5 protein-coding genes are annotated in these 7937 nt (G+C 67.3%); 4 read left to right on the forward strand and 1 reads right to left on the reverse strand.

Annotated features, from left to right (window positions below; all coding sequences use genetic code 11):
- Window positions 1-406 precede the first annotated feature (406 nt).
- The 4 genes from pyrR (at window position 407) to ACWKY3_RS00880 (ending at window position 6830) form a co-directional block, all read left to right on the forward strand.
- Window positions 407-994: a bifunctional pyr operon transcriptional regulator/uracil phosphoribosyltransferase PyrR gene (gene pyrR, locus ACWKY3_RS00865; protein ID WP_449314535.1), complete on the forward strand. Its 588-nt coding sequence runs from the start codon at window positions 407-409 to the stop codon at window positions 992-994.
- 4 nt (window positions 995-998) lie between these two features.
- Window positions 999-1943 carry an aspartate carbamoyltransferase catalytic subunit gene (locus tag ACWKY3_RS00870; RefSeq protein WP_449314536.1) on the forward strand — a complete coding sequence of 315 codons (945 nt, stop codon included), beginning with the start codon at window positions 999-1001 and terminating at the stop codon, window positions 1941-1943.
- Window positions 1927-3219 (forward strand): dihydroorotase, encoded by a 1293-nt coding sequence (locus ACWKY3_RS00875; protein ID WP_449314537.1) that lies wholly within the window; start codon window positions 1927-1929, stop codon window positions 3217-3219. Before ACWKY3_RS00870 ends, ACWKY3_RS00875 begins: the two co-directional genes overlap by 17 nt.
- A 182-nt stretch (window positions 3220-3401) precedes the next feature.
- A complete protein-coding gene (locus tag ACWKY3_RS00880; RefSeq protein WP_449314538.1) occupies window positions 3402-6830 on the forward strand; it encodes a hypothetical protein in 3429 nt (1142 codons plus the stop codon).
- A gap of 91 nt (window positions 6831-6921) precedes the next feature.
- On the opposite strand, the gene ACWKY3_RS00885 is transcribed toward ACWKY3_RS00880, so the two are convergent.
- Complete coding sequence (locus ACWKY3_RS00885) at window positions 6922-7437, reverse strand: prolyl-tRNA synthetase associated domain-containing protein (protein WP_449314539.1); 516 nt, start codon at window positions 7435-7437, stop codon at window positions 6922-6924.
- Between the last annotated feature and the right edge of the window lie 500 nt (window positions 7438-7937).

The following is a 7937-nucleotide window of genomic DNA, read 5'->3' on the forward strand; positions in this document are numbered from 1 at the left end:
AGAAAGGAACTCTCGCACTCAGCCGAACGCGTGCGGGTGAGTGTGGGAGAAAACCCCGAGCGTTCGGATGAGATTGCAAATCAACGCCCCGCGCCCCGCGACCCTCGCGCAGCTTTTTGCGATTTTCTGCATAAAGGGGCTTCCGAAAACGCCTGAAACCGCATATACTGCCTCCAGTCCTTTAAAAGCGGTACAGAGAGACCGACAAGGCACCACCCCGCAGCGCTCATCTGAACAAGGGCGCGAACGAGTAGAAGCCTTTGTCTGTCGCGGAGGCTTTTTTCATGCCCTCGCGCAGACGCCGCCAACTCGGGGGCGGCGCGACCGGACGGCGAGGAGCTAGACGGCGCGCGGCCCGGCGGAACGAGGTCCGTCTGTACGCACTCGACGAGAAGAAAGGGTGTGTATGAACGACGCAGGAACGGTCAAGACCGTCTGCATGGACGCGGACGAGATCGAGCGGTCGCTGACGCGCATAGCGCATCAGATCCTCGAGGCCAACAAGGGCGCGGAGCATATCGCGCTCGTCGGCATCGTGACGAGGGGCGATCTGCTCGCCAAGCGCCTGGCCGAGAAGATCGAGGCCATCGAGGGCACCAAGGTGCCGCTCGGCAAGCTCGACATCAGCTTCTACCGCGACGATTTCGCCACGCATCTGGCGCCCGAGGTGCACTCCACCGACATCCTCTTCGACCTTGACGGCAAGACCGTGGTGCTCGTGGACGACGTGCTGTACACGGGCCGCACCATCCGCGCCGCGCTCGACGCGCTCATGGACATCGGCCGCCCGGCGGCGGTGCAGCTGGCCGTGCTCGTGGACCGCGGACATCGCGAGCTGCCCATCCGTGCCGACTACGTGGGCAAGAACGTGCCCTCGGCCGCCGACGAGAACGTGCGGCTGTTCCTTGAGGAAGTGGACGGCAAGTCCGAGGTCGAGATCCTGGAAATGAACGAAGGCGCCCGCGCCGGCGCCGCACCCCTGGGAGGTGAGTAGCGCTATGGCCTTCAACCACAAGCACCTGATAGACATCACGGAGTACTCGGCCGACGACATTATGACCGTCCTGGAGACGGCTGTGCGCTTCAAGGAGGTCAACGAGCGCCGCATCAAGCAGGTGCCCACGCTCAAGGGCACGACGGTGGTGAACATGTTCAACGAGCCGTCCACCCGCACGCGCTCGTCGTTCGAGATCGCCGAGAAACGCTTGAGCGCCAACAGCCTGAACTTCGGCGGCAGCTCCACCTCCACGGTGAAGGGCGAGAGCCTGGTGGACACGGTGGAGACGCTGTGCTCCTACAAAATAGACATGATCATCGTGCGCGACAAGCACGCGGGCGTGCCGCGCAAAATAGCCGACGTGTCCGGCGTCCACGTCATCGACGCGGGCGACGGCAAGCACCAGCATCCCACGCAGGCCCTCCTCGACCTGTACTCCATCTGGCAGGCGAAGGGCGACCTGGACAAGCTGCACGTGGGCGTGGTGGGCGACATCGGGCATTCCCGCGTGTGCGGCAGCCTCATCCCCGCGCTCAAGATCATGGGCTGCGAGGTCACGGTCATAGCGCCTCCCACGCTCATGCCCGCGCGTCCCGACGTCCTCGGCGCCGACCACGTGACCGCCAAGCTCGACGAGGCCCTGCCCGAGCTGGACGTGGTGTACATGCTGCGCATCCAGCGCGAGCGCCTGGAGGGCGCGCCGTACCCCAGCCTGCGCGAGTACAACATGCTCTACGGCCTGACGAAGGAACGCGAGCACCTTATGAAGCCCGACGCCCTCATCTGCCATCCCGGCCCCATCAACCGCGGCGTCGAACTGGACAGCTACATGGCCGACCACCCAAAGCGCTCGGTCATTCTCGATCAGGTCTACGCGGGCATTCTCACCCGCATGGCCGAAATGTACCTTTTGCTTGGAGGGAGCGAAGATGGCTTTGCTGCTTAAGAACGCGCATGTGATCGACCCGCAGGTCGGCCTGAACGCCACGGCCGACATCCTGGTGCGCGACGGGAAGATCGTCGAGGTGGGCCAGGGACTTTCCATGGAGAAGGGCGTCGAGCGCGACCTGTCCGGCAAGATCGTGGTGCCCGGCCTGGTGGATTTGCACGTGCATCTGCGCGAGCCCGGCTACGAGCAGAAGGAGGACATCGCCTCCGGCACGCGCGCCGCGGCCCACGGCGGCTTCACGGCGGTGTGCTGCATGCCCAACACCAAGCCCGTCATCGACAGCGCGCTGGGCGTGGAGTACGTGCTGGCGCGCGCAGCGGCGGTGGGCAAGTGCCGCGTGCATGTGGCCGGTTCCTGCTCGCAGGGCCTCAAAGGCGAGACGCTCTCCGAGATGGGCGACATGGTGGCCCACGGCGCCGTCGCGTTCACCGATGACGGGCGCGGGGTGCAGGGCGCGGGCATGATGCGCCGCGTCATGGATTACGCCGTCCAGTTCGACCGCGTGGTGATGAGCCACTGCCAGGACGAGGACCTGGTGGGCGAGGGCCAGGTGAACGAGGGCGTGGCCTCCACGCGTCTGGGGATGCTCGGCTGGCCGGCCGAGGGCGAGGAGATCCAGATCGCCCGCGACATAGCGCTCTGCCGCCTCACCGGCTGCCCGCTGCACGTCCAGCACCTGACCACGGCCCGCGGCCTTGAGCTTGTGCGCGCCGCGAAGGCCGAGGGCCTGCCGGTGACCTGCGAGGTGACGCCGCATCATCTGTTCCTCACCGAGGACGCCATAGGCGATGACTACAACACCTCCCTCAAGGTGAATCCTCCGCTGCGCACGGCCGCCGACGCCGATGCGCTCATCAAGGGCGTTGCGGACGGCACGGTGGACGCCATCGCCACCGATCACGCCCCGCACATCGACTTCGAGAAGGACCGCGAGTTCGAGCTGGCGCCCTTCGGCATGATAGGGTTGGAGACGGCGCTTTCGCTGGTGGTCACGCATCTGGTGAAGCCCGGCGTCATCAGCTGGGAGCGCGCCGTGGAGCTTCTGGCGGTGCGCCCGCGCCAGATCCTGCGCATCGAGCGCGTGGCCTTGGAGGCGGGCAGCACGGCCGACCTCACGGTCATCGATCCGGAGGCCGCCTGGACGGTGGACGCCGCGGAGTTTGCGAGCAAGGCCGTGAACTCGGGCTTCATCGGCGCTAAGCTCACGGGCCGCGCCACCGACGTCTACGTGGGCGGCTACGCCACGCTGGAGGACGGCGCCATCGTGGAGTAGCGGTTCGGAGCGCTCTTCTGCTTTCGACGGACGGCCCTGCATCGTTTTCGATGCAGGGCCGTTTTGCGGATGCCGGCGACGGGCTGCCCCCTTTCCGGCTCGCGTGATCGTCGGGTATACTTTCCCAAAAGCGCGCATTGGAAAGGGCCGGTGCGCGAGCAGAGGCGAGGAGGGGTGTCGCTATGAGGAGACACCTGGTGAAGCGGCACGGCAAGTCCGCATCCGGTCAGATTGCGAAAGGACGGTCCCCGCTTGGCGCGAAGGGCGCTCGCACCTCGGCGCTCGTTTGCGCTTTGATGGCGCTCGCGGCGCTTGCTCTCTGCATGCCCGCCGTCGCCTGGGCGGACGCTCGGGCGGCGGAGGAGGACGCGCTCTGGCAGCCCCGGGCGTCGGTGTCGGTGGAGGAGGCCGCTGACGGCGCGGTGCTGGTCACGGCAACAGGCGAGAACGGGGGCCTCACGGCCCTGCGCGGCGCCGATCTGGAGCTGACGGTGCCCGAGGGACTTCGCGTGGTCGAGGGCGAGGTACGGGCGAGCGCCGAGACGGTGGAGCCGGGCGGCACGCTGCGCGTCCAGGCGACGCTCTCGCTTGCCGATGCGGGCGGTGCCGGGGGCGGGGCCGTGAAGCCGCTCGCAGGCACGGGCGAGGGCTCGGTAGGCGCCCTTTTGGCCGCGGCGGCGGTTGCGCTCGCGGCTTTCGCGGCCTTTGCGCTGCGCCGCTCGCGTCGGGCGCGCAACGCGGGCCGGGACGCGTTCTGCGTCCTTTTGGCCGCTGGGCTTGCGGCAGGGCTTGCGCCCGCCTCCCTCGCGTTCGCCGCCGACGGCGATGCGGTGGAAGGGGCCGCCCTCGAAGGCACGGCGCACGCGACGGCCGTGCTGCAAGGCTCGTCGTTCGAGCTGACCGCCCGCATGCGGGCGACATCGGCCGACCCGCTTCCCGAGGACGCTTGCAGCACCGTGGCGTGGCTTTCCACCGAAGCGCATGTGGCGCAGGGCGCCGACCGGGCGCACGTGTCGCTTGTGTCGGACACGCCTTTTGCCGAGGATCTGTCCGCGGCCTCCTTCTCCCTTGAAGACGCGTTTTCTGGCTGCGCGGTTGCGTCGGCTAACCGCGCGTCCGACACGCAGGTCGACCTTGTCATCGAGGGGCGCGTGGCAGACGACGGCTCCGACGGCGCCGTGCGCGCGGCCGCCGACGCTTTTTCCGAGGACGTCCTCTGCTGCATGGGCGTCGTTCCCGCAGAGGTCCCCGAGGCGCGTCTGCTCGATGCCGACGCGGGCGCGGGGGAGGGCTATAACGCGGCGGACGGCCTTTTCGCTCTGCCTCTGACGATCGGCAGTGCCGAGTTCTTGGCGGGCGTTTCCGCAGATCGTTTTTCGCTGCCCGCCGACGGGGGCGTTCGCGTGACGGCGGTGGAGGCCGTCGAGGGCGCTCACGAGGCGCGGATCACCCTGGAGGTTCCAGGCGATGACGCCGAGGCGCGCTTCGAGCGCTTGGACGCGGCGCTCACCGCAGGGGGCGTGCGCATTGACGCGGCTGCTGTGAACTGCGGCGAGATGGTTGCGGTTTCCGACGACGTGGCGCGCGGCCAAGAGGCCGGCTACGAGACGACCGCCCTCGAGTACGTTGACGCCACGCTCTTCGCCGTGGCGCGCGTGATAGACGCGACGGTGGAGGCCGACGGATCCGTCGAGCTTTCCTGCGAGGCCTCGGTGGAGGATGCGGACGGTGGAAAGGTTGACTTGCGGTCCGCAGGCGCCTTCGTGGACGTGGCCCGCGTGCCGCTTGCGGCGGTCGAGGACGCCGCAGGGGCCGATGCCGCATGCGAGAGCGCCTCGGTGGTGGATGCGGGCACGCTTGCTGTCACGGGGCCTTCGACCTTCGTCTTCCGGACGACGCTTCCGGCCGACCAGGCGGATGTGCTCGAGGTTCTCGTGGACGATGCCGACGGCTGCGGCGCGCCGGCCAACCACATTCCCGACCAGGCCGAGCTTGCCGACTGGGCGCTGTCGTTATGCCAGGTGTCCGTAGGCGGCGGGGCGGTGTCGAACCGCTGGGGGATCCCGGTGGGGGCGGCAAGCGCCCCGCTTCTCACCTGTAGCGAGGCTCAGGTCATGGCGCGCACGCCGGATCTGACCCCCGCCGAGAAAGCCGAGAAATCCCTTGAAGCCGTCCAGGAGGCGCTCAACGCCGTCGGCTCCTTCGTGCGCGCGTTCGAGGGGGATGCGGACGGTTGCTTCCAAGGCGCCGGCAGCGTGTTCGGATGCGTGGCGAAGCTCGTAGGGGTCATGTCGCCGCCCGTCTACACCCTGGCCGACGTTATGAACCGCCTCGACACCATCCAGTCGAACATGCACGACATCGAACGCGGCGTGGCGGGGCTCGGCCAGCAGCTGGAGTCGTTCGAGTCGCGCAGCTCCTACCGCCAGGCTTTAAACGCCCTTTCGGGCTATGTGAGTGTTCTGGGCGAGGAGAACGGGATGTCCCTTCTGGTGTGCGACGCTGCGGGGAAGGTGGACGTGGGCGGCTCGGCCGAATCGTTCTCCCAGATGAGCGAGGCCGACCAGGAGGCGTTGCGCACGTTGGCGCAGGCGACGTCGCAGTACTCGGCCCACCACAACCGCACGACGCTCGAGTTGACGAAGGGTTTGGGCGCGCTCATCGTGGGGAACTCGGCCATATCGGCGTCGAGCGTGTGCGAGCTGTACTACGATTACGTGGACACCTATTACAACTGGGAGCCGCAGACCTTCGACGCGCGCCGGCAATTCCTTGCCTATGTGGGGCAAGCCTACCTGGTGGGGTACATGGCGTCGATGTGCGAGCTGAACGTGGCCATTGCCGATGCCGCACCGGGCTCTGCGGAGCTTCAGGCGGCCAAGGCGGCCCAGGCGTCGCTTGTCGCCCAGGCCGAAGCCGTGTCCAAGACGATCTCGGGCGAAGTGGACGAGACGGGCAAGATCGTGAAGGAATCGAGCCTGTCCCGGCGGATTGTGGACCGCGATGACGGAAACGTGCTGAACCTTGTGACGAAAAGCCTGTTCAGCACAGAAAAATCCTCTGCTGCCGGCGGGTTGTCCGAGCGCTCCTTCTTCCTCGAGTGCGGCATCGACTTCCCCGGCGCGCTCGCAACCCGCGACATCGACAAGGTGGGGCCGGTCACGCTCAGCACGGGCGTCTCGGCGGCGCAGTTCGAGGAGATGGCCAAGCGCCTTGCCGCCCGCAAAGGCCAGCCGGGCTACGAGGGGCCGAAGAACCTCGCCGAGGAGATGGCGTCCGTCGGCGTGCCCAACGGCGCCTCTTTCAGCCCTTCCGCAGCCAACGGGCTGGTGGTCGAGGGAGGGGACCACGCGCGCGCGGCCGTCAAGGCGTCGGAGTCGCAGCGCAGCCGCTACGTGGTATCCGTTGACGACAAGAGGAAGACGGCCGACTACTACGCCGTCTACCATGCGTTCGTGCAGACAGGTGACGTGTACGACACGCGGCAGGACAAGCTTTTGAAGGGCCAGGTGCTCTACGAGACAACCACCAAGTACTGGTTCCTGCGCCACTGGAGCCTCTACATCAACTTCGAGGACTACCGCGTGTGGGCGGCCGCCGCAAGCGCGTGAGCTTGCGGCCCGCAGGCAAGCTCGTCTCGGGAGGATCGCTCAAGGCCGCGCGCATAAGTGGCGGCTGGGGCTCGCGCGCGGCCGAGCTGCTCTAGGCCGTTCGCTCCGCGCGCGGGAGGGCGACGAAGGCCAGGTCGTTGCCGTTGTCGCGCACCATGGACAAGAGGGCGTCCAGCGGCACGTGCAGCGTGGCGGTGTTGTCGTTGGGGTGGACGCCGAGACCCTGGTAGGAGCGCAGCTCCTCGTCGATCACCACCTGCACGCGCCCTTCTTCGTCGTTGAGGATGCCGAAGGGCGAGACGGCCCCCGCGTACAGGCCGAGCAGCTCCTCCAAATCTTCCGCAGAGGCGAAGCGCAAAGGGCGCGCCTTGAGCAGCCGGCGCAGCTCTTTGAGGTTCGCGGGCTTGTCCTCGGGCATGATCACCAAGTAGTAGGCGCGTTTCTTGTCGTCGCGCAGAAAGAGGTTCTTCACCACCTCGTCGGCGAAGGGCAGGCGCAAAGCCTCCATGCCCTCCATCGTGAACACCGCCTCGTGCTCGACCGCCTCGTACGTCACGCCACGCTCGTCCAAGTAGGCGAGCACCTCCTCTTTCCCGTAGCGGCCCATGGCCCCTCCTTTCCGACGCCGCTTGCGGCGGCGGTTGCCGATGCTGCCTTGGCGGCGGTTGCGGGCCGCCTCGGCGATGGTTTCGCGTCGGGGCCATTATCGCGCGATCAGGCCGCGTTGGCGAGGGGGCCTTGCGTGCGCCGCTTCCCCTCCGTCTACCATATACTGCATATTTTTATCCTGATAGCAGAAAATTCTGCATTTTCAAAATCAAATTTCCGCTATGGGCGTATACTTGCGCCCGACCTTTAAAGGCGGCCCGGAGAGGCCGACAAGGTGCGCATCGGCAGTGTGCGGCTTTCGGCGCCTTCGTCTTCGACGAGGCGCCTTTTTTGCAGGGCCGATGGCGCACGGGAAGGAAACTGCTGTGAGCGAGATGTCGGATCGGCTGTTGGAGGGAACCTCGAAACCCGCGGGCGCGCCCGCGCTGCTCGTGCTGGAGGACGGGGCGAAGTTCCACGGCACGGTGTGCGCGGCTGCGGGGGAGGTGTTCGGCGAGG

The organism is Rubneribacter sp. (assembly GCF_965361815.1).

What these genes read in the sequence shown, in the direction of transcription:
- ACWKY3_RS00880 (WP_449314538.1), top strand. Translation starts at nt 3,402, where the DNA reads ATGAGGAGACACCTGGTGAAGCGGCACGGCAAGTCCGCATCCGGTCAG.
- pyrR (WP_449314535.1), top strand. Translation starts at nt 407, where the DNA reads ATGAACGACGCAGGAACGGTCAAGACCGTCTGCATGGACGCGGACGAG.
- ACWKY3_RS00875 (WP_449314537.1), top strand. Translation starts at nt 1,927, where the DNA reads ATGGCTTTGCTGCTTAAGAACGCGCATGTGATCGACCCGCAGGTCGGC.
- ACWKY3_RS00870 (WP_449314536.1), top strand. Translation starts at nt 999, where the DNA reads ATGGCCTTCAACCACAAGCACCTGATAGACATCACGGAGTACTCGGCC.
- ACWKY3_RS00885 (WP_449314539.1), bottom strand. Translation starts at nt 7,437, where the DNA reads ATGGGCCGCTACGGGAAAGAGGAGGTGCTCGCCTACTTGGACGAGCGT.